The 25,351-nt window shown below is 62.3% G+C and carries 28 protein-coding genes; 13 read left to right on the top strand and 15 right to left on the bottom strand.

The features are described from left to right. Positions 1–66 precede the first annotated feature (66 nt). The 3 genes from HX866_RS23245 to HX866_RS23235 all read left to right on the top strand — a co-directional run bounded on the left by HX866_RS23245 (position 67) and on the right by HX866_RS23235 (position 3,078). Complete coding sequence (locus tag HX866_RS23245; RefSeq protein ID WP_177126379.1) at positions 67–987, top strand: urea transporter; 921 nt, start codon at positions 67–69, stop codon at positions 985–987. 175 nt (positions 988–1,162) lie between these two features. Next, on the top strand, positions 1,163–1,987 hold the full coding sequence (locus HX866_RS23240; protein WP_177094905.1) for an ion transporter: 825 nt from the start codon (positions 1,163–1,165) through the stop codon (positions 1,985–1,987). A gap of 92 nt (positions 1,988–2,079) precedes the next feature. Beyond that, positions 2,080–3,078 (top strand): sulfate ABC transporter substrate-binding protein, encoded by a 999-nt coding sequence (locus HX866_RS23235; protein ID WP_177094904.1) that lies wholly within the window; start codon positions 2,080–2,082, stop codon positions 3,076–3,078. Positions 3,079–3,290: 212 nt separating this feature from the next. Here HX866_RS23235 and HX866_RS23230 read toward each other — a convergent pair whose 3' ends face one another. Beyond that, entirely contained in the window at positions 3,291–3,929 is a 639-nt protein-coding gene (locus HX866_RS23230; protein ID WP_177140475.1) for a DUF5666 domain-containing protein, read from the bottom strand. Between the two features lie 222 nt (positions 3,930–4,151). Between HX866_RS23230 and HX866_RS23225 the strand changes: the two genes are divergently transcribed. Further along, positions 4,152–4,616 (top strand): helix-turn-helix domain-containing protein, encoded by a 465-nt coding sequence (locus tag HX866_RS23225; RefSeq protein ID WP_177094902.1) that lies wholly within the window; start codon positions 4,152–4,154, stop codon positions 4,614–4,616. Between the two features lie 166 nt (positions 4,617–4,782). Here the strand turns inward: HX866_RS23225 and HX866_RS23220 are convergent, their stop codons facing one another. The 10 genes from HX866_RS23220 to ccmA are packed head-to-tail and all read right to left on the bottom strand — an operon-like array spanning position 4,783 to position 12,040. Further along, complete coding sequence (locus HX866_RS23220) at positions 4,783–5,181, bottom strand: hypothetical protein (RefSeq protein WP_177105600.1); 399 nt, start codon at positions 5,179–5,181, stop codon at positions 4,783–4,785. Between the two features lie 10 nt (positions 5,182–5,191). Next, positions 5,192–6,391: a c-type cytochrome biogenesis protein CcmI gene (ccmI, locus tag HX866_RS23215; protein WP_177105601.1), complete on the bottom strand. Its 1,200-nt coding sequence runs from the start codon at positions 6,389–6,391 to the stop codon at positions 5,192–5,194. Beyond that, on the bottom strand, positions 6,388–6,858 hold the full coding sequence (locus HX866_RS23210) for a cytochrome c-type biogenesis protein (protein ID WP_177094897.1): 471 nt from the start codon (positions 6,856–6,858) through the stop codon (positions 6,388–6,390). Before HX866_RS23210 ends, ccmI begins: the two co-directional genes overlap by 4 nt. After that, positions 6,855–7,391 carry a DsbE family thiol:disulfide interchange protein gene (locus tag HX866_RS23205; protein WP_177094895.1) on the bottom strand — a complete coding sequence of 179 codons (537 nt, stop codon included), beginning with the start codon at positions 7,389–7,391 and terminating at the stop codon, positions 6,855–6,857. The genes HX866_RS23210 and HX866_RS23205 overlap by 4 nt, the downstream gene beginning before the upstream one ends. Then, the gene (locus tag HX866_RS23200; RefSeq protein WP_177140474.1) at positions 7,388–9,361 is read right to left on the bottom strand and encodes a heme lyase CcmF/NrfE family subunit; all 1,974 of its coding nucleotides are present in this window, start codon (positions 9,359–9,361) and stop codon (positions 7,388–7,390) included. Before HX866_RS23200 ends, HX866_RS23205 begins: the two co-directional genes overlap by 4 nt. Before the next feature lie 3 nt (positions 9,362–9,364). Next, positions 9,365–9,820, bottom strand: coding sequence for a cytochrome c maturation protein CcmE (gene ccmE / locus HX866_RS23195; protein WP_177094891.1), 456 nt, complete (start codon positions 9,818–9,820; stop codon positions 9,365–9,367). Next, the gene (gene ccmD / locus HX866_RS23190; RefSeq protein WP_177094889.1) at positions 9,817–9,993 is read right to left on the bottom strand and encodes a heme exporter protein CcmD; all 177 of its coding nucleotides are present in this window, start codon (positions 9,991–9,993) and stop codon (positions 9,817–9,819) included. The genes ccmE and ccmD overlap by 4 nt, the downstream gene beginning before the upstream one ends. Then, complete coding sequence (locus tag HX866_RS23185; RefSeq protein ID WP_177094887.1) at positions 9,990–10,748, bottom strand: heme ABC transporter permease; 759 nt, start codon at positions 10,746–10,748, stop codon at positions 9,990–9,992. The genes ccmD and HX866_RS23185 overlap by 4 nt, the downstream gene beginning before the upstream one ends. 45 nt (positions 10,749–10,793) lie before the next feature. Beyond that, positions 10,794–11,462 (bottom strand): heme exporter protein CcmB, encoded by a 669-nt coding sequence (gene ccmB, locus HX866_RS23180; protein WP_177094884.1) that lies wholly within the window; start codon positions 11,460–11,462, stop codon positions 10,794–10,796. Further along, positions 11,459–12,040, bottom strand: coding sequence for a cytochrome c biogenesis heme-transporting ATPase CcmA (ccmA, locus tag HX866_RS23175; RefSeq protein WP_256261592.1), 582 nt, complete (start codon positions 12,038–12,040; stop codon positions 11,459–11,461). The genes ccmB and ccmA overlap by 4 nt, the downstream gene beginning before the upstream one ends. A 248-nt stretch (positions 12,041–12,288) precedes the next feature. Between ccmA and fliK the strand changes: the two genes are divergently transcribed. The 3 genes from fliK to HX866_RS23160 all read left to right on the top strand — a co-directional run bounded on the left by fliK (position 12,289) and on the right by HX866_RS23160 (position 16,353). Next, positions 12,289–13,860 carry a flagellar hook-length control protein FliK gene (gene fliK / locus HX866_RS23170; protein ID WP_177094881.1) on the top strand — a complete coding sequence of 524 codons (1,572 nt, stop codon included), beginning with the start codon at positions 12,289–12,291 and terminating at the stop codon, positions 13,858–13,860. Then, positions 13,857–14,186 (top strand): EscU/YscU/HrcU family type III secretion system export apparatus switch protein, encoded by a 330-nt coding sequence (locus tag HX866_RS23165; protein WP_177094879.1) that lies wholly within the window; start codon positions 13,857–13,859, stop codon positions 14,184–14,186. Before fliK ends, HX866_RS23165 begins: the two co-directional genes overlap by 4 nt. A 157-nt stretch (positions 14,187–14,343) precedes the next feature. Beyond that, a complete protein-coding gene (locus HX866_RS23160) occupies positions 14,344–16,353 on the top strand; it encodes a type VI secretion system Vgr family protein (protein WP_177140473.1) in 2,010 nt (669 codons plus the stop codon). A 26-nt stretch (positions 16,354–16,379) separates the two neighbouring features. On the opposite strand, the gene HX866_RS23155 is transcribed toward HX866_RS23160, so the two are convergent. After that, a complete protein-coding gene (locus HX866_RS23155; protein ID WP_177094876.1) occupies positions 16,380–17,135 on the bottom strand; it encodes a spermidine synthase in 756 nt (251 codons plus the stop codon). Between the two features lie 110 nt (positions 17,136–17,245). Between HX866_RS23155 and HX866_RS23150 the strand changes: the two genes are divergently transcribed. Next, entirely contained in the window at positions 17,246–18,592 is a 1,347-nt protein-coding gene (locus HX866_RS23150; protein ID WP_177094875.1) for a class II 3-deoxy-7-phosphoheptulonate synthase, read from the top strand. 43 nt (positions 18,593–18,635) lie between these two features. On the opposite strand, the gene HX866_RS23145 is transcribed toward HX866_RS23150, so the two are convergent. Beyond that, the gene (locus HX866_RS23145) at positions 18,636–19,847 is read right to left on the bottom strand and encodes a winged helix-turn-helix domain-containing protein (RefSeq protein WP_177140472.1); all 1,212 of its coding nucleotides are present in this window, start codon (positions 19,845–19,847) and stop codon (positions 18,636–18,638) included. 58 nt (positions 19,848–19,905) lie between these two features. Beyond that, positions 19,906–20,133, bottom strand: coding sequence for a DUF1127 domain-containing protein (locus HX866_RS23140; protein ID WP_177105745.1), 228 nt, complete (start codon positions 20,131–20,133; stop codon positions 19,906–19,908). A gap of 98 nt (positions 20,134–20,231) precedes the next feature. On the opposite strand from HX866_RS23140, the gene HX866_RS23135 reads away from it, so the two are divergent. Further along, positions 20,232–21,086, top strand: a complete 855-nt coding sequence (locus HX866_RS23135; RefSeq protein ID WP_177095323.1) for a LysR family transcriptional regulator — start codon at positions 20,232–20,234, stop codon at positions 21,084–21,086. Here HX866_RS23135 and HX866_RS23130 read toward each other — a convergent pair. Next, positions 21,076–21,825 (bottom strand): sulfite exporter TauE/SafE family protein, encoded by a 750-nt coding sequence (locus HX866_RS23130; RefSeq protein WP_177140545.1) that lies wholly within the window; start codon positions 21,823–21,825, stop codon positions 21,076–21,078. The genes HX866_RS23135 and HX866_RS23130 overlap by 11 nt on opposite strands. Before the next feature lie 103 nt (positions 21,826–21,928). On the opposite strand from HX866_RS23130, the gene HX866_RS23125 reads away from it, so the two are divergent. The 4 genes from HX866_RS23125 to HX866_RS23110 all read left to right on the top strand — a co-directional run bounded on the left by HX866_RS23125 (position 21,929) and on the right by HX866_RS23110 (position 25,158). Then, positions 21,929–22,885: a LysR family transcriptional regulator gene (locus HX866_RS23125; RefSeq protein ID WP_177126362.1), complete on the top strand. Its 957-nt coding sequence runs from the start codon at positions 21,929–21,931 to the stop codon at positions 22,883–22,885. A 73-nt stretch (positions 22,886–22,958) separates the two neighbouring features. Further along, positions 22,959–23,411, top strand: coding sequence for a MarR family winged helix-turn-helix transcriptional regulator (locus HX866_RS23120; protein ID WP_103499664.1), 453 nt, complete (start codon positions 22,959–22,961; stop codon positions 23,409–23,411). A gap of 292 nt (positions 23,412–23,703) precedes the next feature. After that, a complete protein-coding gene (locus HX866_RS23115; RefSeq protein WP_103499663.1) occupies positions 23,704–24,123 on the top strand; it encodes an organic hydroperoxide resistance protein in 420 nt (139 codons plus the stop codon). A gap of 24 nt (positions 24,124–24,147) precedes the next feature. Continuing rightward, the gene (locus HX866_RS23110; RefSeq protein WP_177140471.1) at positions 24,148–25,158 is read left to right on the top strand and encodes an alpha/beta hydrolase; all 1,011 of its coding nucleotides are present in this window, start codon (positions 24,148–24,150) and stop codon (positions 25,156–25,158) included. The last annotated feature ends 193 nt before the right edge of the window (positions 25,159–25,351 follow it).

Here is a 25,351-nt window from a genome sequence, read left to right as displayed (position 1 = left end):
TGTAGGAGCAGAGCTTGCTCGCGATGGCGATCTTGCGCGCCCAAAAAATCCGCCTGACACACCACCATGCCCAAGATCCTGCACACCCCCTACTGCCCCGACTGGGCAACCGCCCTGCTCAACGGCTTCAGCCAGATATTCCTCCAGCGCCATCCGCTCTGCGGCCTGTGCTGTCTGCTGGCAATACTCCTGGGCGCACCGTCCTTGCTCGGCGGCGCTCTGCTCGGCGGCCTTGCCGGGCTGCTCACCGCCCAGCGTCGCGGCTACCCCAAAGCCGAACGCCAGGCCGGTCTGTACAGCTACAACGGTGTGCTGCTCGGTCTACTGATCAGCCTGAAATTTCCCTGGTCGATATTAGTCCCGCCACTGATCATCGCCGCCTCTGGCCTGAGTGCCATCCTGGTCCGCCAATGGCTCAAGCACGCCGGCGACGCCCAGAGCCTGTGCGCCTACACCGCGCCCTTTGTCGGTTTGAGCTGGTTGCTGCTGGCGTTCACAACGGTCGACCCGCCAAGCAACCTGTTATTCCCTCCCGGCAATACCGTCGCCTATGCCAACGCCGTCTTCACGGGCCTGGGCCAGATCATCTTCCTCGACCGGCCCCTGGCCGGCCTGGCGATCTTCATCGGCTTGCTGCTCGCCAACCGCCGCGCAGCCCTCTGGGCAATCCTTGGCAGTGGCGCCGGGCTGGCGTTCGCCTTGCTGCAGGATCCCGCGTCACCCGTTCATCTCGGACTGGCTGGCTACAACCCTGCCCTGGTGGCGCTCGCCCTGGGCCAACAGCAGCGAACAACCTGGCCTGCGCTGATCGGCATCGTCCTGGCGAGCCTACTGACACCCGGCTTTTCCGCCTTCGGCCTGGCGCCGCTGACGGCGCCCTTTATCCTCGCCTGCTGGCTGGTCCGGGCCGGTGCCCGCGTGTTACACCCGACAACCGACAGCCCACAGTCGCAACGCTGGCCCACAAGCGAAACACGAACCTTGTAGGAGCCGGCTTGCTGGCGAGGAGGCCCGTGAGCCTTGCATCGCCTGATGGGATGCCAACGCCAGCAAGCCGGTTCCTACAGGGACAGGTTCTGCTACACACAGGTCTGACAGACCGGCTTGCGCATTGATCGGCAATCCCCCACGCTTCGTGCATCCATAGCCTGGGCAACACCTTATGAACAGCAACAACGACTGGCGCCAGCGGCTCTACGTCATGGTTTTCCAATCCGACACCGTCGCCGGCAGACGCTTCGACAAAACCCTCCTGCTGATCATCCTCGCCAGCCTGGTGATCGTGATCCTCGACAGCATCGAGAGTTTTCACCAGACCTTCGCCGCCCCCCTGGCCTATATCGAATGGGGCTTCACCGTCATCTTCGCCGTCGAATACCTCGTGCGCCTGTACTGCTCGCCACGGCCGCTGCGCTACGCCTTCAGTTTCTATGGGCTGGTCGACCTGCTGGCGATCGTGCCGGGGATCCTCGCGCTCTACTACAGCGACGCCCAGTACCTGCTGATCATCCGCATCATCCGCATGCTGCGGATCTTCCGGGTGCTCAAGCTCGGCCCGTACCTGAAGCAGGCGCATTACCTGCTCGATGCCCTGCGCGGCAGCAAGCAGAAGATCCTGGTCTTCCTGCTCAGCGTCTGCACCCTGGTGATCGTGTTCGGCACCCTGATGTATGTAGTCGAAGGCCCGGAGCACGGCTTTACCAGCATTCCCAAGGGTATCTATTGGGCTATCGTTACCCTCACCACCGTGGGTTATGGCGACATCGTGCCCAAGACCGTGCTGGGCCAGGTGATCTCATCCCTGGTGATGATCACCGGTTACTCGATCATCGCCGTGCCCACCGGGATCTTCACCGCCGAACTGGCCAGCGCCATGCGCGGCGACTCGCACAAGCACGACTGCCCGGTCTGCGGGAAAAATAGCCACGAGCCGGACGCCTCTTTCTGCTCGCGCTGTGGGAATGCGCTTTACAAGAAAATAGAATAAGCAAAGCACTTTTTAATCTTTAAATGCCTATGCCAGCGCCGTTATAGTTGCTGGCAAATTGCCCCTCTCTCAGCTGAAACAAGGACTGCGCAGTGAAAAAACTCTTTGGCGCCTCACTTCTGGCCGCGGGCTTGGCCTTTGCCAGCCTGGCCAACGCCGCACCGACTTTGCTGAACGTTTCCTACGACGTGATGCGTGACTTCTACAAAGACTACAACGCGGCGTTCCAGAAGCACTGGCAGGCCGAGCACAATGAAAACATCACCTTGCAGATGTCCTTTGGCGGTTCCAGCAAACAGGCGCGCTCGGTCATCGACGGCCTGCCGGCGGACGTGATCACCATGAACATGGCCACCGACATCAACGCCCTGGCGGACAACGGCAAGCTGGTACCGGAGAACTGGGCCACCCGCCTGCCGAACAACAGCGCGCCGTTCACCTCCGCCACCGTATTTATCGTGCGCAAGGGCAACCCCAAGGCCCTGAAGGACTGGCCGGACCTGCTCAAGGACGGCGTCCAGGTCGTCGTGCCCAACCCCAAGACCTCGGGTAACGGCCGCTACACCTACCTGTCGGCCTGGGGTTATGTGCTGAAGAACGGCGGCGACGAGAACAAGGCCAAGGAGTTTGTCGGCAAACTGTTCAAGCAGGTCCCGGTGCTCGATACCGGCGGTCGCGCCGCCACTACCACCTTCATGACCAACCAGATCGGCGACGTGCTGGTGACCTTCGAAAACGAAGCGGAAATGATTGCCCGCGAATTTGGTCGTGATCAGTTCGAAGTGGTCTACCCGAGCGTGTCCGCCGAGGCCGAGCCGCCGGTGAGCGTGGTCGACAAGGTGGTCGACAAGAAAGGCAGCCGCGCGGTGGCCGAGGAATACCTGAAGTACCTGTGGTCGCCGGAAGGCCAGGAAATCGCCGCCAACAACTACCTGCGCCCACGTGATCCGCAGGTGCTGGCCAAGTTCACCGACCGTTTCCCGAAAGTCGACTTCCTCTCGGTGGAAAAGACCTTCGGCGACTGGCGCACGGTGCAGAAGACCCACTTCAATGACGGTGGCGTGTTCGACCAGATCTACAACGGCCAGTAAGAGCGCGCTTGCTCGCGATGGCAATACCGGCCTGACCGCCGCCATCGCCAGCAAGCTGGCTCCTACACAGGCCGGCCTCTCAGCGCAAAATTCTGTCAGGCCCGAGCCCCCTGTAGGAGCGAGCTTGCTCGCGATAGCGATACCGGCCTCACCACCGTCATCGCCAGCAATCGAGCGTCGACCGGCTGCTCCTGCAAGGCTTCAAACATCCGCTACATCGGCGGCTTGACCCCGTCCTTACCCGCCGAAATCCCCGCCGCCGTCAGCTTGCCATCCGCGCCCTTCTGGGCAAACAGCACCACCTTCACGCCCGGCTTGAGCAGGCTGCGATCGCCCGGTACCAGGTTCACGATCGGCACATTCTCCGGCACCACCACCGTCTTCTCACCGCCCTTGTAGCTGAGCACCAGGGTACGCCCGTTGGCGACCTTCAACTCCCCCACGCGGCCATTGGTCATGCTGCTGCCCGGCGCCAGATCGAAAGGCCGATGACCATCGCCAGTACCGGCCAATTCAGGCGGGAACACATGGACTTCCATCGCCGTCAACGTCCCGTCAGACCCCGGCATCGCCGCCGTGCCGATATAGCTGCCGGGCTTGATATCGGCGATCTTCGCCAATGTCACGCCACGGACCTGGGTGTCCTGGGTCAGGCCGACAGTGACATCTTCATTAGCGAGGGTATGGACCTTGAGGGAATCACCGTCGAGCGCCGTGATTTCACCGCGTACCGCCACCCGCTGGGCCGGGGCATCGGCGGCCTGGGCAACGCCAACAGACATCAATACCGCCAGACTCATCGCCGAGGCCAACGCACTGCGGCGGGCCAACTTGCCGAAAATCGAATTCATGGGACGTCAGGTTCCTTGGATGGGAGATAAACGGTTCTCGCTTCAACACAACCGTTATAGCGCTGATAGCAGGATTCGGGGATGAAAATATCGCTTTGCCGGTTTGAGTCTCCCAACGAAGGGTAAGTTTCCAGGCATTTCAATGTGAAATGTTTCGTTTATTGCGATTTTCGTTTATTTCGAATAAATTCCCATCATTGATTCCCCCCCTTGGAGCCAGCCATGACTCAATCCGCCCTCACCATCAACTTGCCCCTCGAACGCGAGGTCCAGGTCGCCATCGAAGGTCAACGCGCCCTCGCGGCCTTTCTGGCCACAAGGTTCGACACCCAGCACATTCAGATTTTCGATGAACGCAACGAGGCCCATAGCGTTGAACTACCCACCACCGCACTGCGGTTGCTGGTGGAGATCCTGGCCGAGCTGGCTGCTGGCAACGCCGTCCAGGTGGTCCCCGTCCATGCCGAACTGACCACCCAGGAAGCCGCCGACATGCTCAATGTCTCCCGCCCGCACCTGATCAAACTGCTGGAGTCGGGCGAACTGCCGTTTCACAAAACCGGCAAGCACCGCCGCGTACGTTTTGCCGAGCTAATGGCCTATAAAACCCAACGCTCACTGGATAGCGAACAGGCCATGGCCGAACTCGCCGAGCAGGCCCAACAACAGAGGATGGGCTACGAGTGAGATATTTTCTTCCGACAAGGCCTGGTTCAAACGGTAAAGGCACTGCTGGCCTACCGTCCCATGCTTTGATCACAGCATTTCAGGCATCCGCTGGTCGATACACCAACTGACGGGATCTGAAGAATCCTCAAAAAAAACGGCGACCTCTGAAGATCGCCGTTTTCACTCACTGACCGAACTGTTTGCTCAACCCCGGCGGTACGCCGTGGATATCGGTGTCTTCCCACGGTCCATTGGGGCTGATGGAGCGGCTCCAGCCGTTGTCCCAGCGATAGTAGGTGCGCTGGCGGTAGAAGGTGTTGGTCTGACTGTCGAGGACATAGACGCCCATCTGCCCGTCCCAATGGCTGTTGCCACCCGGTGGTGGGGCGAAGGTCGGTGAGGAACTCGGACGTGGTTTGCCCGGTACGGTCGGTTTACCCGGCGTGCCCGATGGATAAGGTTGGGTCGTCGGGCCGGACGGCGAACTCGTCGGTTCGCCTGGCGTCGGCGGACGATGCACCGCACAAGCGCTCAACCCCAGGACCAGCGTTAACAGGGTGAGGCGAGCAATGGCGGTGGTCATGGGAAACTCTCTATTTATCCGGGCTGTCGATGGTCAGGTTCTGTTGCACGGCGGTGCTGCTGGCCAACGGCTGGCTGCGCCCGATCCACTCGCCCGCCGTCGGTTGGCCGGCGCGGGATACCCGTGCAACCAGTTGGACTTCAGGAAAGTTCGACAGTTTCAATTGCGGCATCATCGCGTCCGCATCCCCCAATTCGACCGTGGCCGGCAGGTCGGCGACCGTCAGGCGCTTGGCCGCCAGCGGCGCAGGCGGCCCCTGGGTGGCCCGGGCGAAGATAAAGACGCTGTCGCCCGGCTGGACCTTGGCCTTCAGGTCCGCCGCCAGATCAACCCGCACCTTCAACAGCGCACCTTTCACCACAGGCGCCTCGGCGACCTTGCCGCCATTCGCCACCAGCTTCTCACTGGCGCGATCGATACCGCCTTGCAACGCCCCACGGGAATTGTCATCCGGCGGCAATTGCGCCAACAGGCGTGTCCAGTAGTCGATGGCCTCCTGGTAACGCTGTCCCTCAAACGCCGCGATCCCCAACAGCCCGAGGCTGGTGACTTCTTTCGGATCGGTCTTGAGGGCTTCGTCGGTCAACGCCTGGACCTGCGGCGACCACTGCTTGCCATCGGCAAAGTACTGCGCCTGGGCCCACTGCCCGAGCAACTCAGGCTGACGTCCGGCCACTTTGACGGTACGTTCGAAGACCTTCGCCGCATCGGCCGCACGGTTCTGTGCCATATAGGCACGCCCGAGGAAATACAGGCCCTCGGCCGAATCCGGTTGGGCCGCCACCGTCCGTTCCAGACGCCGGGTCATTTCTTCCACGGACTGCGGCGCCTGGGCGAATTCACGGGTCAGTTCGACCTTGTCGCTGGAACCGAAATGCAGGTACAGCGCCAACCCCAGCACCGGCACCAACAACGCCGCCAGCAATGGCAACGGCTTGCCCAACCGCGAGACACGGGGCGGCACCACGCCTTCGGTATCGGCCAGCAACTCACGGGCTGCTTCCGCCCGACCGTTGTTCATCTGCTCGGCACTGAGCACGCCTTCGACCTGCTGCGCTTGCAACTCGGCGACACGCTCCTGGTAGAGGGCGACGTTCAATGCGGTGCGATCTTCTTCGCGCTGCACGCGGCGCTCACGCAAGATCGGGATCAACAGGAAACTCAGGGCGATCAGTAACAGCAGACCTGTAGCGAGCCAGAAATCAATCATTCGGTTTTCTTATCCAACAGGTGGTCGAGGCGCTCGCGCTCCTCGGCAGAAAGCGCGTCCGGGGTGCTAGCGCCCTCGGCACGACGACGGCGGACGATCACCGCGATCACGACCAGGCCACCCAGCAGCAGGCCGGCCGGGCCGAACCAGAGCAAGGCGGTCTTGCCGCTAAGGGCAGGCTTGTAGCGCACGAAGTCGCCATAACGGTCGACCATGAAGTCGATGATCTGCTGATTGTCCTTGCCCTCGCCGAGCATGCGGAAAATCTCCCGGCGCAGGTCGGCGGCAATCGGCGCGTTGGAATCGGCGATGTCCTGGTTCTGGCACTTGGGACAGCGCAGTTCCTTGGTCAGGTCGCGAAAGCGTTCACGCTCGGCATCGTTGGCAAACTCATAGGTGTCGATGGCGGCATGGGCCACACCGACCAGGCTCAAGCCCAGGGCAACCGCGGCTAACCAGCGCTTCATGGTCGGGCCTCGTCCACCAGCGACTGATACACCGTCGCCAGTTGCTCGCGCCAGACCGTCTCGTCGATCACCCCGACATGCTTGTAGCGAATCACGCCCTTGGCATCGATGAAGAAGGTCTCCGGCGCGCCGTACACCCCCAGGTCCAGGCCCAGGGTGCCTTGCTCGTCGCGGATATTCAGCTGATACGGGTTGTGGAAATCCTTCAGCCACTTCAGCGCCTCGGCGTTGTCATCCTTGTAGTTGATGCCATAGATCAGCACGCCCTGCTGGGCCAGCTTGTTCAGCACCGGATGCTCGACCCGGCAGGAAATGCACCAGGTGCCCCAGACGTTCACCAGCGCCGGCTTGCCCTGCAGGTCGGCCACGGTCAGCTTTTTGTCGCCCTGCACATCGGGCAAGGCGAACGCCGGGAAGGGTTTGCCGATCATCGCCGAGGGCAACTCGGACGGATCCAGGTACAGGCCGCGATAGAGGAACACCGCCATCACCAGGAACGCCGCCAGCGGCAATACCATCAACCAACGCTTCATGCTGTTGCCCCACTCATGCCCAACGCTTCACGCACGCGGCTTTTTACCTTGACCCGATAACGCCGATCCAACGCCGCCAAAGCACCGCCCAGCCCGGTCAGCAAGCCGCCGAACCAGATCCAGCGCACGAACGGCTTGACGTGTACCCGCACCGCCCAGGCACCGTTTTCCAACGGCTCGCCGAGGGCGACATAAAGGTCACGGGTGAAACCGGCGTCGATCCCGGCTTCGGTCATCATCGATTGCTGCACGGTGTACAAACGCTTCTCCGGGTGCAGCAGCGCCACTTCCTTGCCGTTTTCAATGACCCGGATCGTGCCCTGGTCCGAGGTAAAGTTCGGCCCTTCGACATGCTTGGCGCCTTCGAAGATAAAGTGGTAACCGCCCAGTTCCATCGACTCGCCCGGCGCCATGCGCAGGTCGCGCTCGGCGCTTTCCTGGCTCGACAGCACCACGCCCAGGGCGCAGACCGCAATGCCCAGGTGCGCCAGTTGCATGCCCCAGTAGCTGCGGGTCAGGCTCGGCAGCCCCTTGATCAGACCGTTGTGACGAGTCTTGTCGAGGATATCGCGCACCCCGGCCAGCAGCACCCAGGCCGCCAGCAGGAAGGTGGCCAACACCGCCCAGTTGAAATCGCCGTAAACCAGCCCGGCCACCACCGCCAGGGCAACGCTGCCCAACAGCACTGGAGTCAGCATGCCCACCAGCCATTTCACCGGGGTGTCTTTCCAGCGCACCAGCACGCCGACCGCCATCACCACCATCAACAGCCCCATCAGTGGAATGAACAAGGCATTGAAGTACGGCGGGCCAACGGACAGCTTGGCGCCGCTGAGGGCATCGAGCACCAGCGGGTACAGCGTGCCCAGCAAAATCATCGAGGCCGCCACCACCAGCACCAGATTGTTGCCCAGCAGCAGGGTTTCCCGGGACCAGAGGTTGAAACCCACATGGCTCTTCACTACCGGCGCACGCAGGGCGAACAAGGTCAGCGAACCGCCGACCACGAACAGCAGGAAGATCAGGATGAATACCCCCCGCGCCGGGTCGGAGGCGAAGGCATGCACCGAGGTCAACACGCCGGAACGCACCAGGAAGGTGCCCAGCAGGCTCAAGGAAAACGCCGCAATCGCCAGGAGCACGGTCCAGCTCTTGAACACCCCGCGTTTTTCCGTGACCGCCAGGGAGTGGATCAGTGCCGTGCCCACCAGCCAGGGCATGAACGAGGCGTTTTCCACCGGGTCCCAGAACCACCAGCCGCCCCAGCCGAGTTCGTAGTAGGCCCACCAGGAGCCGAGGGTGATACCGACACCGAGGAATGCCCAGGCGACGATGGTCCAGGGCCGCGACCAGCGCGCCCAGGCCGCGTCGAGACGGCCGCCGAGCAAGGCGGCGATGGCGAAGGCGAAGGCCACCGAGAAACCGACATAACCCATATAGAGCATCGGCGGGTGGACGATCAGGCCGATGTCCTGCAACAACGGGTTGAGGTCACGACCGTCCGCTGGAATCTGCGGCAGGATCCGCGAGAACGGGTTGGAAGTCAGGATCAGGAACAGCAGGAAACCCGTGCTGATCATGCCCATCACCGCCAGTACCCGAGCCAGCATCACCTGCGGCAGTTGCCGGGAAAATACCGACACGGCAAAGGTCCAGCCGCCGAGGATCAGCGCCCAAAGCAGCAACGAGCCTTCGTGAGCCCCCCACACGGCGCTGAACTTGAAGTACCAGGGCAAGGCGCTGTTGGAGTTGTTGGCGACGTAGCTGACGGAAAAGTCGTCGGTCATGAAGGCGTAGGTCAGCACGCCGAAGGCGAAGACCAGGAAGGAAAACTGCCCCCAGGCCGCCGGCCGCGCCAGACTCATCCACAAGCGATCGCCACGCCAGGCGCCGAACAGCGGAACGGTGGCCTGCACCAGGGCGAAACACAACGCGAGGATCATGGCCAAATGGCCCAATTCAGGAATCATCGATCAACCCTCCTTGGCTTGTGTCGGGGCGGATTGACCGCTGTCCTTCAAGGCTTTGCTGACTTCCGGCGGCATGTATTTCTCATCGTGCTTGGCCAGCACTTCATCGGCCACCACTACGCCATCGGCGTTGAGCTTGCCCAGGGCCACGATGCCCTGCCCTTCACGGAACAGGTCCGGGAGGATGCCGCGATAGGTGATGGTGACGGACTTGTTGAAATCGGTCACCACGAACTTCACGTCCAGGGAGTCGCCGGAACGTTGCAGCGAGCCCTTCTCCACCATGCCGCCGGCGCGAATCCGCGTGCCACGGGGCGCGTCGCCGTTGGCGATCTGGGTCGGGGTGTAGAACAGGTTGATATTTTCCTGCAACGCACTCAAGGCCAGGCCCACGGCAGCGCCGACGCCGACCAGGATGGCAAGGATGATGATCAGGCGCTTTTTGCGCAGCGGGTTCACTTGGCATTCTCCCGGCGCAGACGACGCGCCTCTTGTTGCAGGTAACGTCGGCGGGCGAGGATCGGCGTCGCGACGTTCAAAGCCAGCACGGCCAGGCAGATGCCATAGGCCGACCAGACATACAGGCCGTGATGACCCATGGCGATAAAATCGCCGAAGGTGGCAAAACTCATCGAGCCACCTCCAGTTCATTCAGCACTTCGGCCTTGACCCAACTGGCGCGGGCCTCGCGCTTGAGCACTTCAAGGCGCATGCGCAGCAACACCACGGCACCGAAGAAACAGTAGAAACCCAGTACCGTCAGCAGCAACGGCAACCACATCTCCGCGGGCATGGCGGGTTTCTCGGTCAGGCTGAAGGTCGATCCCTGGTGCAGGGTGCTCCACCACTCCACCGAGTATTTGATGATCGGGATATTGATCACCCCGACAATCGCCAGCACCGCGCAGGCCTTGGCGGCGCTGTCACGATTGGTAATGGCGTTGCCCAGGGCGATCAGGCCGAAATAGAGGAACAGCAGGATCAGCATCGAGGTCAGGCGTGCATCCCAGACCCACCAGGCGCCCCAGGTCGGCTTGCCCCAGATGGCCCCGGTGATCAACGCCACAGCGGTCATCCAGGCACCGATGGGCGCGGCGCATTGCAGCGCGACATCGGCCAGTTTCATCTTCCAGACCAGTCCGACCACACCGCAGACCGCCAGCATCACGTAGCAGGACTGGGCCAGCATGGCCGCCGGCACGTGGATGTAGATGATGCGAAAGCTGTTGCCTTGCTGGTAATCCGGCGGCGCGAAGGCCAGGCCCCAGACCACGCCGACGCCGATCAGCAGCACGGCGGCCACGCTCAGCCAGGGCAGAAGGCGCCCGCTGATGCCATAGAACCATTTGGGCGAGCCCAGTTTATGAAACCAAGTCCAGTTCATCACGGTACATCCAAGGGTCTTTGCTGGTCATCAACTGACCAGACCTCATTATTCGCCGACGCTGATCTTCAGGCCAGCCGCTATTGCAAAAGGTGTCAGGGTCACCGCCAGGGCGGCCAGGCTACCCAGCCAGAGCAGGTAACCCGTGGCCGGCATGCCTTGCAGCGCGGCCTGCAAGGCCCCACTGCCGAGAATCAATACCGGGATGTACAGCGGCAGGATCAGCAGGGCCAACAACAGGCCGCCACGCTTCAATCCCACCGTCAGGGCCGCCCCCACCGCACCGAGCAAACTCAATACCGGCGTACCCAAGAGTAGCGATAACAGCAGCACCGGCAAGCAGCTACCTGGTAATCCGAGCATCAACGCCAGCAAAGGCGCGAGCAGGACCAGGGCCAGACCGGAAAATACCCAGTGTGCCAGTACCTTGGCCAAAACCAGAAGGGCCAGGGGGTGCGACGAAAGGACCCACTGTTCCAGGGATCCGTCCTCGAAATCACTGCGAAACAGCCCGTCCAGCGAGAGCAGGACGGACAACAGCGCCGCGACCCAGACCAGTCCCGGAGACAAGATTTGCAACATATTCGTCTCAGGTCCGACCGCCAACGGGAACAGCGCAATCACAATGGCGAAGAACACCAACGGATTGGCCAGCTCCGCCGGACGGCGAAACAGCAGGCGCGCTTCACGGGCGAACAACAGGCCGAAGACACTCATGGGGCCCACCGCCCGAGGTCGAGATCGCGGTAACCGGCCGGGACGCGGGTCAGCGTATGGTGGGTGGTCAGCACGACCATGCCGCCACGCTCGCAATGGCCGGCCAGGTGTTCTTCGAGTTGAGCAACACCCTGTTTGTCCAGGGCGGTGAAGGGTTCGTCGAGAATCCACAGCGGCGGACCGTCCAGATACAACCGGGCCAGGGCCACACGACGCTGCTGCCCGGCGGACAGGGTATGGCAGGAGACGTCCTCGAAACCGAACAGCCCGACCGCCGCCAGCGCCTGCCAGATGGCCTCGCGCCCGGCCGGCTGGTGCAGGGCACAGAGCCAGCTGAGATTTTCTTCGGCGGTGAGCAGGTCCTTGATCCCGGCCGCATGACCGATCCACAACAAGGTGCGTGCCAGCTCGTTGCGCTGGGCATTCAGCGGCTGTCCATCAAGCCGGACCTCCCCGGCAGTCGGCTGCATCAGGCCGGCCAGCAGGCGCAACAGGCTGGTCTTGCCGCTGCCGTTGGGACCGCTGATCTGCAACAGGTCGCCGGGGCGCAGCTGCAATTCGAGGTGCTCGAAGAGCATCCGCCCGTCACGCTCACAGGCGAGCGCCAAGGCTTCTAGAAGAGGGCTGGTCAAATAATCGAGGCCTTTTTACAGTTCAAGTCGGCACGGGTGCAGCCGTTAAAGTGAAGCAGAATAAGTGTTTTTGCAGCTCGACCTACAGAGCTGTGTCAATTTTTGCGCTATTTTGGACACACTTTTGGGGCAACGTCGCATTATACATGCGATGCCTTACTCCAAAGAGGGCTATTTCGACAGGCTGCGACCCGATGACAGGCGAAATCAACATCCTCCCCCTGCCCCAGTTGATCCCGGCCAACAGCCGTCCGATGCTGCTGGCCAGCGAATTGCTACAACTGACACCGCCGCTGGAAGGCCTGATCGCTCCCGGGCAGAGTGCCGAGGCCGAAGTCCTCTCTCTCAAGCAAACCGACCAGACCTTCCAGATGTTGCTCAAGGTCACCACCGACAGCGGTAGCCAGACCACCGTGCAGGTCAGCAGCAACCTGCCGCTGCCCCAAGGCACCAGTGTCGCAGTGACCCAACCCTCGGCCGGCAACCTGGCGATCACCGTACAACAGGCGCTGAGTGCCAGCGCCGCAGCGCTGACCCGCCTGGACACCACGCAACTGCCGGTCGGCACCCTGCTGCAAGGCAAGGTCATGACCGCCCAGCTCTTGCCCCAGACGCCCGGACAGCCGGCGGTCTATCGCTCGCTGGTGACCCTGCTCAACACCGCCCTGAGCGGCACCACCCTGACCCTCGACAGCCCGCAACCGCTGCGCATCGGTAGCCTGCTGAGCGCCCTGGTACAGGGCACGCAGAGCCTGAGCGTGGTCCCATTGGCCGCGCGCCAGGACCAATTGGCGGTGGCCCAGCAACTGGTCACCCAACAAGCTCGGCAAGGCTCGCTCGACAGCCTGGTCAGCACCCTGCAGAACCTGTCCCGGAACGCCGACCTGCCCGACGATCTGCGGGCGGTCATCAACACCTTGCTGGCGGACCTGCCCGACATCAATCAGTTGAGCAACCCCAAAGGCCTGGCCCAGGCCCTGCAAAACAGCGGACTGTTCCTGGAGGCCAATCTGTTGCAAGGGCAAAACCCGGCCCTGACACCGGACCTCAAGAGCAACCTGCTGCGCCTGATCGCACAGATCATGCCGCAGTTGCCCGGCAGCCCGAGCTTCGACCCGGGCGCCGCCGCGGCGCTGCTCGCCCGCACCCTGCCGGGTTTTGTCCGTAGCGCCCTGGGCACCCTCGGCCAGGTCAGCGAACCGACCCAGCCGATCAGCTTTCCGCTGCCCTCGCGCCTGCTGCAAAGCCTTACCGACGCTGGCGACCTGGAAGGCCTCCTGCGCCTGGCCGCGGCGGCTGTTTCGCGCCTGCAAAGCCATCAGCTTTCCAGTCTGGAACAGACCGGGCGCACCCCCGAGGGCAATCTGCAGACCACCTGGCAACTGGAAATCCCCATGCGCAACCTGCACGACATCGTGCCCTTGCAGATCAAGATCCAGCATGAGGAAAAGGAGCCGCCACCCGAGCAGGAAAAGCGCGAGAAACGCGAGCAGAAAGAACAACTGTGGCGGGTGGAACTGGCCTTCGACCTCGATCCGCTGGGGCCGCTGCAAGTCCAGGCACAGCTGGTGCGCGGCAATCTGTCCAGCCAGTTGTGGGCCGAACGCCCCTACACCGCCAGCCTGATCGCCAGCCAACTGGGCGACCTGCGCGAGCGCCTCCGGGCCTCGGGCCTGAATGTCAGCGAGCTCGATTGCCACCAGGGCAAACCACCCCAGGGCAAGCAAACCCGACTGGACCAACGCTGGGTTGACGAAACCGCATGAAAAATCCCCACACCCCACGCCAGGCCATCGCCCTCAAGTACGATGGCCAGCAAGCCCCGACCCTGACCGCCAAAGGCGACGAGGAACTGGCCGAAGCCATTCTCAAACTGGCCCGCGACTATGAAGTGCCGATCTATGAAAACGCCGAGCTGGTGAAACTGCTGGCGCGGATGGAGTTGGGCGACAGTATTCCGCAGGAGCTGTACCGGACCATCGCCGAGATCATCGCCTTTGCCTGGAACCTCAAGGGAAAATTCCCGGCCGGCCAGGACCCCAATGCACCGCCGATAGAAAAGGACATCACCGAGCGTGGGGAGGATTATTGATCCGCCGTCCTGCAAGCCTCCCGCCCGTCTCCCTACAATGCCCTACAGCCCTTAAAGACAGGGCCTTGTAGCCTTATTCTGATTTTGTTTTCGAGCATTCAACACCACCACCGACGGGTCCACACTCCGTGCATTCCCCTTGCAGGAGGCACAACGGATGTTCACCTCGGCACCTCGCTTCACCCTCACTCTTTCGGGCCTCGAACAGGGACTGGAAGTCCTGGCATTCAAGGGCACGGAGGCCATCAGCCAGCCCTACCGCTTCGAACTGGAACTGGTCAGCCGGCAGCCGGATCTCAACCTCGACGAGCTGTTGCATCGGCAGGGCTTTCTCGCCTTCAACGCCGACGGTGCGGGTGTTCATGGTCAGGTCTACAGCATCGGCCAAGGCGATACAGGCCAACGCTGGACGCACTATCAACTGACGTTGGTGCCTCAGTTGGCCTATCTGAGCCATCGCTTCAACCAGCGTATGTTCCAGAACCAGAGCGTGCCACAGATCATCGCCCGGGTGCTCAAGGACCATGGCATCTTCGGCAATGCTTTCAGCTTCAACCTCGCCACGCCCTTCCCCGCTCGCGAATACTGCGTGCAATACAACGAGTCCGACCTGGATTTCATCCAGCGACTGTGTGAAGAAGATGGCCTGCACTATCACTTCCAGCACAGCCCCCAAGGTCATCACCTGGCGTTCGGCGACGACCAGACCTATTTCCGTAGGCTGCCCGGCAGCGTGCCCTACCGACCGGGCAACGGTCTGGTCGCGCAATGGCCCTGCATCAGCGCCTTCGACCTGCGCCTGGAAACCCGCAGCACCCGGGCGACCCTGCGCGACTACGACTTCAGACAGCCCGGCGCCAGACTGGAAAACAGCGCCTGCGTGCTGCACTCCCTGCCGCAACCGGACCTCGAGGATTATAGCTATCCCGGTCGCTACAACCGCGACGAACACGGTCGGCAGCTCAACCGTCGCCAGCTGGAAGGTCATCGCAGCGACAGCCGACGGGCATCGGGCAAGAGCAATGAACCCCAACTGGTCAGTGGGCACTTCCTGCTTCTGGCCGAACATCCACAGCCGGACTGGAATACGCTCTGGCTGCTGACCCAACTGAGCCACGAAGGCAAACAGCCACAGGTGCTGGAGGAGTCGGCAGAAAACCCGCACCAGGCCGACGGTGATTTCCGCCAGGGCTACCGCAATACCTTTCTGGCCACGCCCTGGGAGACATTCTTCCGTCCACCACTGCAAGCGCGCAAATCCCGTCGCCTCAATACCCAGACCGCCATCGTCAGCGGCCCACCCGGCGAAGACATTCACTGCGACGAATATGGCCGGGTGAAAGTGAAGTTTCACTGGGATCGTTCGGACGAAAGCGGCGAACGGAGCAGTTGCTGGTTACGGGTGGCATCCGGCTGGGCCGGGCCTGGTCATGGTGCGGTGACCTTGCCTCGTGTTGGCATGGAAGTGCTGGTGACCTTTCTCGAAGGCGATCCAGAACAGCCGCTGATTACCGGCTGCCTGCCCAATCAGCGCCACCTGCCGGCCTACCCGTTGCCGGCGCACAAGACCCGCAGCGTGTTCAAGAGCCGCAGCAGCCCAGGCGGTGCTGGCAGCAATGAACTGCGTATTGAAGATCGCAAGGGCGAGGAACAGATCTACCTGCATGCCCAGCGCGATTGGCAACAGGATATCGGACACGATCTGTCGGTCATGGTCGGCCATGAACGGCATGAGTGCGTGACAGCCAACAGCTACTGCGAGTTCAAGGCCCAGGAGCACCACACCGTACACCAGGACCGTCGCGTCGAGGTGAAAGGCGATGACAGCCTGCTGGTGGGTGAGAGCCAGCAAGTGAGAACCGGGCTGGGATATTTCATCGAGGCCGGGCAGGAAATACACCTGCGAGCCGGGGCCAAGGTGGTGATCGAGGCGGGAGAACAACTCACTCTCAAGGTCGGCGCGCACTTTATCAAACTCGACGCCAACGGCATCACCCTGAGCGGACCCGAGGCGAATGAGAACGCGGGTATCGGCTCGGGACCGAGAATCAAGGGACCGTTGCTACCGGGAGCGGTGAAACAGGCGCTGCCGCCGTTGAGCCTTGAGACCGGAGGACCGGAAAAACGCCAGAAAGAACTGGCGCTCGATACGGGCTTTTCCGACTGAACCACCGTCGAACAGTGGCCGGCCATCTAGGTCGCCGGTCGAATCTCGCCGATCAAGGTCTGCAACGAATACCCGAGGCGCGGTGCCAGTTCATCGGCCCGTCCCCGTAGCGCCTGCATGTCCAGTTCCTGATCGAGGTCTGCCGGCACGATCAGGATGACATTGCCCTCCTTCACCGGCAGCTCCCAGTAGTGTCGGTGATAAAGCCCACGCAACAACGCCGCGCCCAGCGGCTTGCCGTCATCGGTAGCCCATTGGTTGATCACCAGCCAGCCACCGGGATTGAGCTTTTTCTGGCAGTTCTCCAGAAAACTCCAGGCCAGATGGCCGACACCCGGGCCGACATCGGTATACAGGTCGACGAAGATCAGGTCCGCCGACTCCGCCGACTCCAGCAACTCCAGCGCGTCGCCGACGCGGATATACAGGCGCGGGTCGTCATCCAGGCCCAGATACTCGATGGCCAGGCGCGGTACGTCCGGGCGCAATTCGATGGCCTCAACATCCTCCAACGGCAGGAAGCGCAGGCACGCCTGGGTCAGGGTGCCGGCCCCCAGCCCGAGGAACAGCGCACTCTCCGGTTCCTCGTGGCACAGCGCGCCGATCAGCATGGCCCGGGTGTAGTCGTACTCCAGCCAACTCGGATCGGCTGTGAACACGCAGCTCTGCTCAATGGCATCGCCAAATTCGAGAAAGCGGTAATCGTCCACTTCAAGGACTCGAATCATGCCGAAGGCATCGTGCACTTCGGCGAGCAGACGCTCCACGCGCTCCTCAGCCATTTCATATCCTTGCAAGCGGGAAAACGGCAATTGTCAGCCAAGCCGACAGAGCAGGTCACGCACTAATTGCTGCTAACATGGGCCTCCCCCCGTCAATCCTCGAGTTCATGATGAGCCAACCCTGGAGCCCCGACAGCTGGCGTGCCTTGCCGATCCAGCAACAACCCCAGTACCCGGACGCCGCGCATCTGCTGCGGGTCGAGCAAAGCCTGGCCAGTTATCCGCCGTTGGTATTTGCCGGGGAAGCCCGCGAACTGCGTCGTCAGTTCGCCGAAGTCACCCAGGGCCGTGCCTTCCTGCTCCAGGGCGGCGATTGCGCCGAAAGCTTCGCCGAGTTCTCGGCGGCGAAGATTCGCGATACCTTCAAGGTCTTGCTGCAAATGGCCATTGTCATGACCTTCGCCGCCGGCTGTCCGGTGGTCAAGGTCGGGCGCATGGCCGGGCAGTTCGCCAAACCGCGTTCGGCCAACGACGAAACCATCGATGGCGTGACCCTGCCGGCCTACCGTGGCGATATCGTCAATGGCATCGGCTTCGATGAAAAAAGCCGTGTGCCGGACCCGGACCGCCTGTTGCAGTCCTACCACCAGGCCACCGCCACCCTGAACCTGCTGCGCGCTTTCGCCCAGGGCGGCTTTGCCGACCTGCACCAGGTGCACAAGTGGAACCTGGACTTCATCGCCAACTCGGCCCTGGCCGAGAAATACAGCCAACTGGCTGACCGTATCGATGAAACCCTGGCGTTCATGCGGGCCTGCGGCATGGACAGCTCGCCGCAGTTGCGCGAAACCAGCTTCTTCACCGCCCACGAGGCCTTGCTGCTGAATTACGAAGAAGCCTTCGTGCGCCGCGACAGCCTGACCAACGACTATTACGATTGCTCGGCCCACATGCTCTGGATCGGCGACCGCACCCGCCAGCTCGATGGCGCCCACGTCGAATTCCTGCGCGGGGTGAACAACCCGATCGGGGTCAAGGTCGGCCCGAGCATGAACACCGACGACCTGATCCGCCTGATCGATATCCTCAACCCGGACAACGATCCCGGCCGCCTCAACCTGATCGTGCGCATGGGCGCGAACAAGGTCGGCGATCACCTGCCGCAACTGATCCGCGCCGTGGAAAGCGAAGGCAAGAAGGTGCTGTGGAGTTCCGATCCGATGCACGGCAACACCATCAAGGCCAGCAGCGGTTACAAGACCCGGGATTTCGCGCAGATCCTCAGCGAGGTGAAGCAGTTCTTCCAGGTGCACCAGGCCGAAGGCAGCTATGCGGGCGGGATTCATATCGAGATGACCGGGCAGAACGTCACCGAGTGCATTGGTGGTGCGCGACCGATTACCGAGGATGGTTTGTCGGATCGTTATCACACCCATTGCGATCCACGGATGAATGCCGATCAGTCACTGGAGTTGGCGTTCTTGATTGCCGAGACATTGAAGCAAGTTCGACGCTAAGCAGCGGCATCCCCCTTGTGGCGAGCGGGCTCGCCACAAGGGTTTACAGCAACCCCCGCAACCGCTGCGCACTGACCCGCTGACAATTGAGCTGAATATCCGGCAAGCCCAGCCACTCGGCCAATTGCCGCAAACTGACGGCCAACGCCGCCATCCCCACCTCATCCAGTCCCTGCTCTTCCTCATGCACGGCATGCACCGCCAAGCGCCCGAGCGCTCGCTCCGCACGTAAATCAATCCGCGCGGCAATGCGTTCGTTATGCAGGAACGGCAACACGTAATAGCCATACACCCGCTTGTGCTGCGGCGTGTAGATCTCCAACCGATAACGGAAATCGAACAACCGCTCGGTGCGGCTGCGCTCCCAGATCAGCGAGTCGAAGGGCGACAGCAACGCACTGGCCTCGACCCGGCGCGGGACCTTGATGTCCGGCAGGCAGTACACCGGCTGGCGCCAGCCCTGCACCTCGGCCACTTGCAACTCACCCGCCTCGAGCAATTCCGCCAGACGCGCACGGCTGTCAGCCGGGTCCAGCCGGAAGTAGTCCCGCAGGTCTTTCTCCGTCGCCAGCCCGAGGGCCGCCGCGGCTTGGCGCAACAAACCGCGCTGGGCCTCGGCCTCGTCGAGCAGCGGCAGCCCGAGCACCGCCGAAGGAATCACCCGCTCCGGTAAATCGTAGAGCCGCTCGAAGCCCCGGCGCCCGGCCACGGTGACCTCACCCGCGGCAAACAGCCACTCCAGCGCGTGCTTTTCAGCGCTCCAATCCCACCAGGGCCCGGCCTTTTCCTCACGCGTCGACAGGCTACCGGCGCCCACGGCACCGCGTTCCTCGACCAACGCCAACACCCGGCGAATGGTCGCCTGTTGCTCGCGACCGAAACGCGCCATCTGCTGATAGATCCCCTCGCCACGGGACGCCCGCTGCATGCGCCAGCGCATCAGCGGGTACAGCGACATCGGCAGCAGCGAGGCTTCGTGCCCCCAGTATTCGAACAGGGTGCGTCTGCGCCCCTGGCTCCAGGCGGCCTGGTCGAGCAAGTCGGAGGAGTAATTGCCCAATCGCGAAAACAGCGGCAAATAGTGCGAACGCACCAGCGCATTGACCGAATCGATCTGCACGACACCCAGGCGCTCGATCAACCGATTGACCTGCACCGGCTTGATCGACGCCGGGGCTTTACGCCCCTGGAATCCCTGGGCCGCGAGCGCCAGGCGCCGGGCTTGCTTCAATGAGAACGACAGGTCTGCGGGCATGCACGCCTCCTTGTGAACCCGCAAACTACCGCAGTCCGCCCCTGCTTGTGTAGCACCATCAACGGCCCTTGCTCATCGGATCGTCCCAGAAGTGCTGGTGGGTTTCCTGCTCGACATCGGCGCGACTGAGCCCCATGTCCTTGAGTGCATCGTCATTCAATGCCGCCAGAATCTGACGCTCCCGTGACACGTCGTGCCAACGGACAATCCGCTGCCACCAGCCCCGTGGCGACAGCCTCGAGTGCGAACCACCTTCGATCAACAGATAACCTTTTTGAGCTTTCATCATCTTGCCCTCCAGTTGGGGATGACTAAAGTCTCTGCCTGGGGCTAAGATCAATCCAACGAATGTTTCTTATGCAATACATCTCGGAGATTGATGAATTGGCCAGTTACCCGAGCATCGACACCGACGTCCTGCGCACCTTTGTCGCGATTGCTGAGCAAGGGGGCTTTACCAAGGCCGGTGAACGGGTCAATCGCACGCAATCGGCCGTCAGCATGCAGATGAAACGCCTGGAAGAAGACGTGCTCAAACGCCAGTTGTTCGAGCGCGACGGGCGCCAGATGCGGCTGACCGCCGAAGGCCAGGTCCTGCTCGGTTATGCCCGGCGGATCCTGAAACTGCACAGCGAGGTGTTCAATACCTTGCGTGAACCGCACATGGTCGGCATGGTCCGCATCGGCGTGCCGGATGATTATGTGATGCGCTTTCTGCCCGTCATCCTGTCACGCTTTGCGCAGTCCTATCCGCTGATCCAGATCGAGGTCAATTGCGAAGGTTCCACGCAATTACTGCAACGCCAGGACCTCGACCTGACCATCGTGACCCGCAAGCCAGGCTATGAAGTCGGCCAGTTGCTGCGCCAGGAACGCCTGGTCTGGGCTGAAGCCCAACACTCCGCCAATCACGAACAAACGCCCCTGCCGATGGCGATGGACGGCCCCGACTGCTTTTGCACCCAATGGGCCTTCAATGCGCTGGACGCCCGTGGCCGGGACTATCGCCTGGCCTACAACTGCCCGAGCCTGTCGACGATCATGGCGGTGGTCAACTCGGGCCTGGCCATGACCGCCCAGTTGGAAAGCCTGATTCCCCAGGACTGGCGGATTCTGGGCGAGGCCGAAGACCTGCCCCTACTGCCCTTGCTCAACATCATGCTGGTGCGCAACCCGAACAAGCCGTCGCCGATCACCGAATGCCTGGCCGAGCACATCGTCGAAGGTTTCAAACTTTGAAGCTGAGCAGCAGCGCGCCGAACACCAGGTAAGCGCAAAACAGGCCGCGCAAGACTCTTTCGGGCAAGGCGTAGGCGACTTTCACCCCCCAACTGATACTCATCAGGCCGCCGATGGCCATGGGGATGCCCATGCGCCAGTCCACCTCGTTATGCACTGCGTAAGTCACCAGGGTCACACTGGTGCTCGGCAAGGCCAATGCCAGCGACAGCCCCTGGGCGACCACCTGCGACGTGCCGAAGACGCTGGTCAGAACCGGCGTCGCCACCACCGCCCCGCCGACCCCGAACAACCCGCCCATGGTCCCGGATGCCGCGCCCAGCACGCCGAGCCAGGGCCAGGGGTAACGCATCTGCGCCGACACCGGGGACTGCGTCATGAACAGGCGCACCAGGTAGAACAGCGCCAGCGCCAGCAGGAAACCGATAAACCCCAGGCGCATGCTGCGCGAATCCAGCCCCACCGCCCACAAGGCACCGAACCAGGCAAAACAGAAACTCATCAGCACCAGTGGCAGCGCGTGGCGCAGCTGGATGCGATTGCGCTGGTTATAACGATGCAAGGCCAGCACCACATTGGGCACCACCATCACCAAGGCCGTGCCCTGGGCCAACTGCTGGTCGAGGCCGAACAGAATGCCCAGCACCGGTATCGCGATCATGCCGCCACCAATGCCGAAGATCCCGCCGACACCGCCCATCACGACGCCCAGCAGCAAGTACTCCATCAATTCGATCACAGCCATCTCCCCACTCAATGGCCTCCATGCTACGCAGTCCGCTCTAGCGCGGAAACGCACAGCAACGCACAATGGCTATGCCAATCTCGCACAAGCAACCTTTATGAATCCCACGACGCTGACCGATCAACTCGGCCTGTTTCTCGATGTCCTGGAAACCGGCAGTTTTTCCGCCGCCTCCCGCCTCCATCCGCTGACCCCGTCCGCCGTGGCACGCCGGATCGACAGCTTGGAAAGCTCGGTCGGCAGCCGCCTGTTCATTCGCAGCACCCATGCGGTCCGGGCCACGCCCGCAGGCCTGGCGTTCGCCGAACGGGCCCGGCGCATCGTTGCCGAACTGCGCCTGGCGCGGGCCGAGGCCGTTTCCCTGAGCAACGCCCCCGAGGGCTTGATCCGGGTCGACGCGCCGGCGGCTTTCGGTCGACGGCACCTGGCGCCGGCCATCGCCGACTTTCTCACCGGTTATCCGGGACTGGATGTGCAACTGCACCTGATCGACAGCTTCGTCGACATGCAAGGCTCCAACCTGGGCAAGGTCGACCTGGTGCTGCGCGCCGGACAAATGGCCGATACCCGGCTGGTGGCCACGCCCCTGGCGAGCATCGTGCGGATCGCCTGTGCCAGCCCCGCCTACCTGAAAAGTCGCGGCACGCCGACTCATCCCAGCGAGTTGAGCGAACATGACGGCCTCGACTGGGACGCCCTGGCCCCGTTCATGGCCTGGCGCTTCGTCCAGGACGGGCAGATGCAGCAGTATCGTCCGGCGCGGGTACGCATGACCTCGAACAATGCCGAGGCGCTGCTGTCCGGAGCCCTGGCCGGCCTGGGTATCGCCCATCTGCCGACGTGGCTGATCAGCGAATACCTGCTGCGCGGTGAACTACTGCCGCTGTTTTGCGAAAACGGCCTGCCGGCCCCGGAAAGCTCCGGTGTCTATGCGCTGCGCCTGGAACAACCGGCCAACTCCCGCAGCCGCTTGTTGCTGGAGTTCCTCAAGGGTCGTTTCAGCCCCGTACCACCGTGGGACCTGGCCCTGCAAAGCGGCCTGGGACGACACTAGGCCGGGAAAATTCTCTGGCGCATTAAAGATTCGACCGCTAGATTCATCGAACGTAACGCACAAGGCTTTAGTGATGACCAGCAACCGCGACAACTGTGACGACCTGCTTCTGGACAACCAGGTGTGCTTTGCCCTGCACTCCACCTCGTTGTTGATGACCAAGGTCTACAAACCCCTGCTCCAGGCGCTCAACCTGACCTATCCGCAATACCTGGCGATGATGGTGCTCTGGGAAAAGGACGGCCTGACCGTGGGCGAGATCAGCACGCGCCTGCTGACCGATCCGGGTTCCCTGACGCCCCTGCTCAAGCGCCTGGAAAGCGAAGGGCTGCTGAGCCGGACCCGGAGCAAAGAGGACGAGCGCGTGGTCATCGTCGAGTTGACCGAACAGGGCCGGGCCTTGCGCGAGCAGGCGCGGGGTATCCCGCAATGCATTCTCGCCGCCAGCGGCGACTCCCTGGAACGCCTGCGCGCCCTTCAGGCCGAGTTGGTGGCCTTGCGCGGGCATCTGCAAGACAGTCTTTGACAGCGCCTGCCTTCAGCGCTTCGCGCTGATCGCCAGCAAGCTGGCTCCTACAACCGCAAGTCTGCTCCTACAGAAAAGCCGGATCGCTCCTAGCCACAGGGGCGATCCGGCTCGCGGTAACACCTTCGCGATTGCCGTTAACCTCCCTCCCTGACCCCCGCCAAAAACCTGGATTCGGTTTTTTTGAAAATTTATCTTGCGCACAATATATTTGCGCAGTACATTTACCTCGCATTTAGTTAACGCGCAAACATTTAGCGCAAACAACCAACCTGAAACGACGAGGCTCATCATGCAAACTCTCTACACCGCAATCGCAACCTCCACCGGTGGCCGTGACGGCCGTGCTGTTTCCAGCGACCAGATCCTCGACGTCAAGCTCGCCACCCCGAAAGAACTCGGGGGTGCCGGCGGTGCCGCAACCAACCCGGAACAACTGTTCGCCGCCGGTTACTCGGCTTGCTTCATCGGCGCCCTGAAATTCGTCGCCAGCCAGAGCAAGCGCCAGATCCCGGCCGACGCCGCGATCACCGCCCATGTCGGCATCGGCCAGATCCCTGGTGGTTTCGGCCTGGATATCGACCTGCACATCAGCCTGCCGGGCCTGGAACAAGCCGAAGCACAAAGCCTGGTCGACGCCGCCCACCAGGTCTGCCCGTACTCCAACGCCACCCGTGGCAACGTCGACGTCCGCCTGCACGTCACTGTCTAACCCCTCACCTTCAAGGATCCGAACATGAACACTTTCAGCAAAGTCCTGACCGGTACCCTGCTCGCGCTGTCCGTCCAGAGTGCCTTCGCCGGTGATGTCGAACACAACACCCAGGCGTTTCTCGATGCCTTGAACGGCGGCGGCGGCAAGCCGATGGAACAACTGACGCCGACCGAAGCACGCGCCGTGCTGTCCGGGGCGCAGTCAGGGGTCAAGCTGAACCTGCCCCAGGCCGATGTCAGCCAGAAGACCATCCAGGTCGACGGCAAGCCGCTGGCGCTGACCATCGTCCGCCCGGCCGGGGTCAAGGGCACGCTGCCAGTGTTCATGTTCTTCCACGGTGGCGGTTGGGTCCTGGGGGATTTCCCGACCCACGAGCGACTGGTCCGCGACCTGGTGGTCGGGTCGGGTGCGGCAGCGGTGTTCGTCAACTACACACCGTCGCCGGAAGCGCACTACCCGGTGGCGATCAACCAGGCCTACGCCGCGACGAAGTGGGTGGCCGAACACGGCCAGGAGATCAATGTCGACGGCAAGCGCCTGGCCGTGGCCGGCAACAGCGTCGGCGGCAACATGGCCGCGGTGGTCAGCCTGATGGCCAAGGACAAGGGCACGCCAGCGATCAAGTTCCAACTGCTGCTGTGGCCGGTGACCGATGCCAATTTCGAGACGGCGTCCTACAACCAGTACGCCGAGGGGCATTTCCTTACCCGGAACATGATGAAATGGTTCTGGGACAATTACACCACCGATGCCAAGCAACGCAGCGAGATCTACGCCTCGCCGCTACGGGCCAGCACGGCTCAGCTCAAGGGCTTGCCGCCTGCGCTGATCCAGACCGCCGGTTCCGACGTGCTGCGCGACGAAGGCGAGGCCTACGGTCGCAAGCTGGATGAAGCCGGCGTGCCGGTGACCAGCGTGCGCTACAACGGCATGATCCACGACTACGGTTTGCTCAATGTGGTCAGCCAGGTGCCGGAAGTCCGTTCGGCCATGTTGCAGGCTTCGCAGGAACTGAAAGAACACCTGAAATAAGGCCTCCACCTGTAGGAGCCGGCTTGCTGGCGATAGCGATTTGTCAGTCAATAACGATGGCGACTATTGGACCGCATCGCCAGCAAGCCGGCTCCTACAGGATCGTGGTAGCCACATAGAAACAGAAACAAGCAGACACAAAAAAGCCCGGCGCATGTCCGGGCTTTTTTGTTTGTGCGGCGAAAAGCAGTGC

It is taken from the genome of Pseudomonas gingeri, assembly GCF_013386165.1.
Classification (GTDB): domain Bacteria; phylum Pseudomonadota; class Gammaproteobacteria; order Pseudomonadales; family Pseudomonadaceae; genus Aquipseudomonas; species Aquipseudomonas gingeri_C.
Note: the sequence above shows the minus strand (reverse complement) of the source record. Positions and strands in the feature narration are given on the sequence as shown.

Coding starts and splice junctions, on each gene's coding strand:
- HX866_RS23245 (WP_177126379.1), top strand. CDS start 67: ATGCCCAAGATCCTGCACACCCCCTACTGCCCCGACTGGGCAACCGCC.
- HX866_RS23155 (WP_177094876.1), bottom strand. CDS start 17,135: ATGGCTGAGGAGCGCGTGGAGCGTCTGCTCGCCGAAGTGCACGATGCC.
- ccmI (WP_177105601.1), bottom strand. CDS start 6,391: ATGATTGATTTCTGGCTCGCTACAGGTCTGCTGTTACTGATCGCCCTG.
- fliK (WP_177094881.1), top strand. CDS start 12,289: ATGACAGGCGAAATCAACATCCTCCCCCTGCCCCAGTTGATCCCGGCC.
- HX866_RS23140 (WP_177105745.1), bottom strand. CDS start 20,133: ATGAAAGCTCAAAAAGGTTATCTGTTGATCGAAGGTGGTTCGCACTCG.
- HX866_RS23150 (WP_177094875.1), top strand. CDS start 17,246: ATGAGCCAACCCTGGAGCCCCGACAGCTGGCGTGCCTTGCCGATCCAG.
- HX866_RS23210 (WP_177094897.1), bottom strand. CDS start 6,858: ATGAAGCGCTGGTTAGCCGCGGTTGCCCTGGGCTTGAGCCTGGTCGGT.
- HX866_RS23160 (WP_177140473.1), top strand. CDS start 14,344: ATGTTCACCTCGGCACCTCGCTTCACCCTCACTCTTTCGGGCCTCGAA.
- HX866_RS23110 (WP_177140471.1), top strand. CDS start 24,148: ATGAACACTTTCAGCAAAGTCCTGACCGGTACCCTGCTCGCGCTGTCC.
- HX866_RS23115 (WP_103499663.1), top strand. CDS start 23,704: ATGCAAACTCTCTACACCGCAATCGCAACCTCCACCGGTGGCCGTGAC.
- HX866_RS23220 (WP_177105600.1), bottom strand. CDS start 5,181: ATGACCACCGCCATTGCTCGCCTCACCCTGTTAACGCTGGTCCTGGGG.
- HX866_RS23125 (WP_177126362.1), top strand. CDS start 21,929: ATGAATCCCACGACGCTGACCGATCAACTCGGCCTGTTTCTCGATGTC.
- ccmD (WP_177094889.1), bottom strand. CDS start 9,993: ATGAGTTTTGCCACCTTCGGCGATTTTATCGCCATGGGTCATCACGGC.
- HX866_RS23145 (WP_177140472.1), bottom strand. CDS start 19,847: ATGCCCGCAGACCTGTCGTTCTCATTGAAGCAAGCCCGGCGCCTGGCG.
- HX866_RS23240 (WP_177094905.1), top strand. CDS start 1,163: ATGAACAGCAACAACGACTGGCGCCAGCGGCTCTACGTCATGGTTTTC.
- HX866_RS23205 (WP_177094895.1), bottom strand. CDS start 7,391: ATGAAGCGTTGGTTGATGGTATTGCCGCTGGCGGCGTTCCTGGTGATG.
- HX866_RS23230 (WP_177140475.1), bottom strand. CDS start 3,929: ATGAATTCGATTTTCGGCAAGTTGGCCCGCCGCAGTGCGTTGGCCTCG.
- HX866_RS23225 (WP_177094902.1), top strand. CDS start 4,152: ATGACTCAATCCGCCCTCACCATCAACTTGCCCCTCGAACGCGAGGTC.
- ccmA (WP_256261592.1), bottom strand. CDS start 12,040: ATGCTCTTCGAGCACCTCGAATTGCAGCTGCGCCCCGGCGACCTGTTG.
- HX866_RS23165 (WP_177094879.1), top strand. CDS start 13,857: ATGAAAAATCCCCACACCCCACGCCAGGCCATCGCCCTCAAGTACGAT.
- HX866_RS23120 (WP_103499664.1), top strand. CDS start 22,959: ATGACCAGCAACCGCGACAACTGTGACGACCTGCTTCTGGACAACCAG.
- ccmB (WP_177094884.1), bottom strand. CDS start 11,462: ATGAGTGTCTTCGGCCTGTTGTTCGCCCGTGAAGCGCGCCTGCTGTTT.
- HX866_RS23200 (WP_177140474.1), bottom strand. CDS start 9,361: ATGATTCCTGAATTGGGCCATTTGGCCATGATCCTCGCGTTGTGTTTC.